Annotated in this window: 1 protein-coding gene; it reads left to right on the top strand. The window is 0.0% G+C overall.

Annotation, left to right across the window (positions count from 1 at the left end; genetic code table 11):
- A partial coding sequence (locus UNITIG_RS25815) for a hypothetical protein (protein WP_200821408.1) occupies positions 1-2196 on the top strand: 2196 nt, incomplete at both ends.

Below are 2196 nucleotides of genomic sequence, written 5' to 3'. Positions count from 1 at the left end.
AAAAAAAAAAAAAAAAAAAAAAAAAAAAAAAAAAAAAAAAAAAAAAAAAAAAAAAAAAAAAAAAAAAAAAAAAAAAAAAAAAAAAAAAAAAAAAAAAAAAAAAAAAAAAAAAAAAAAAAAAAAAAAAAAAAAAAAAAAAAAAAAAAAAAAAAAAAAAAAAAAAAAAAAAAAAAAAAAAAAAAAAAAAAAAAAAAAAAAAAAAAAAAAAAAAAAAAAAAAAAAAAAAAAAAAAAAAAAAAAAAAAAAAAAAAAAAAAAAAAAAAAAAAAAAAAAAAAAAAAAAAAAAAAAAAAAAAAAAAAAAAAAAAAAAAAAAAAAAAAAAAAAAAAAAAAAAAAAAAAAAAAAAAAAAAAAAAAAAAAAAAAAAAAAAAAAAAAAAAAAAAAAAAAAAAAAAAAAAAAAAAAAAAAAAAAAAAAAAAAAAAAAAAAAAAAAAAAAAAAAAAAAAAAAAAAAAAAAAAAAAAAAAAAAAAAAAAAAAAAAAAAAAAAAAAAAAAAAAAAAAAAAAAAAAAAAAAAAAAAAAAAAAAAAAAAAAAAAAAAAAAAAAAAAAAAAAAAAAAAAAAAAAAAAAAAAAAAAAAAAAAAAAAAAAAAAAAAAAAAAAAAAAAAAAAAAAAAAAAAAAAAAAAAAAAAAAAAAAAAAAAAAAAAAAAAAAAAAAAAAAAAAAAAAAAAAAAAAAAAAAAAAAAAAAAAAAAAAAAAAAAAAAAAAAAAAAAAAAAAAAAAAAAAAAAAAAAAAAAAAAAAAAAAAAAAAAAAAAAAAAAAAAAAAAAAAAAAAAAAAAAAAAAAAAAAAAAAAAAAAAAAAAAAAAAAAAAAAAAAAAAAAAAAAAAAAAAAAAAAAAAAAAAAAAAAAAAAAAAAAAAAAAAAAAAAAAAAAAAAAAAAAAAAAAAAAAAAAAAAAAAAAAAAAAAAAAAAAAAAAAAAAAAAAAAAAAAAAAAAAAAAAAAAAAAAAAAAAAAAAAAAAAAAAAAAAAAAAAAAAAAAAAAAAAAAAAAAAAAAAAAAAAAAAAAAAAAAAAAAAAAAAAAAAAAAAAAAAAAAAAAAAAAAAAAAAAAAAAAAAAAAAAAAAAAAAAAAAAAAAAAAAAAAAAAAAAAAAAAAAAAAAAAAAAAAAAAAAAAAAAAAAAAAAAAAAAAAAAAAAAAAAAAAAAAAAAAAAAAAAAAAAAAAAAAAAAAAAAAAAAAAAAAAAAAAAAAAAAAAAAAAAAAAAAAAAAAAAAAAAAAAAAAAAAAAAAAAAAAAAAAAAAAAAAAAAAAAAAAAAAAAAAAAAAAAAAAAAAAAAAAAAAAAATAAAAAAAAAAAAAAAAAAAAAAAAAAAAAAAAAAAAAAAAAAAAAAAAAAAAAAAAAAAAAAAAAAAAAAAAAAAAAAAAAAAAAAAAAAAAAAAAAAAAAAAAAAAAAAAAAAAAAAAAAAAAAAAAAAAAAAAAAAAAAAAAAAAAAAAAAAAAAAAAAAAAAAAAAAAAAAAAAAAAAAAAAAAAAAAAAAAAAAAAAAAAAAAAAAAAAAAAAAAAAAAAAAAAAAAAAAAAAAAAAAAAAAAAAAAAAAAAAAAAAAAAAAAAAAAAAAAAAAAAAAAAAAAAAAAAAAAAAAAAAAAAAAAAAAAAAAAAAAAAAAAAAAAAAAAAAAAAAAAAAAAAAAAAAAAAAAAAAAAAAAAAAAAAAAAAAAAAAAAAAAAAAAAAAAAAAAAAAAAAAAAAAAAATAAAAAAAAAAAAAAAAAAAAAAAAAAAAAAAAAAAAAAAAAAAAAAAAAAAAAAAAAAAAAAAAAAAAAAAAAAAAAAAAAAAAAAAAAAAAAAAAAAAAAAAAAAAAAAAAAAAAAAAAAAAAAAAAAAAAAAAAAAAAAAAAAAAAAAAAAAAAAAAAAAAAAAAAAAAAAAAAAAAAAAAAAAAAAAAAAAAAAAAAAAAAAAAAAAAAAAAAAAAAAAAAAAAAAAAAAAAAAAAAAAAAAAAAAAAAAAAAAAAAAAAAAAAAAAAAAAAAAAAAAAAAAAAAAAAAAAAAAAAAAAAAAAAAAAAAAAAAAAAAAAAAAAAAAAAAAAAAAAAAAAAAAAAAAAAAAAAAAAAAAAAAAAAAAAAAAAAAAAAAAAAAAAAAAAAAAAAAAAAAAAAAAAAAAAAAAAAAAAAAAAAAAAAAAAAAAAAAAAAAAAAAAAAAAAAAAAAAAAAAAAAAAAAAAAAAAAAAAAAAAAAAAAAAAAAAAAAAA

This window comes from Oceanicoccus sp. KOV_DT_Chl (assembly GCF_900120175.1).
Taxonomy (GTDB): Bacteria; Pseudomonadota; Gammaproteobacteria; order Pseudomonadales; family Dasaniaceae; genus Oceanicoccus.
The sequence above is the reverse complement of the archived record's forward strand: the minus strand, read 5'-3'. Positions and strand labels throughout refer to the sequence as shown.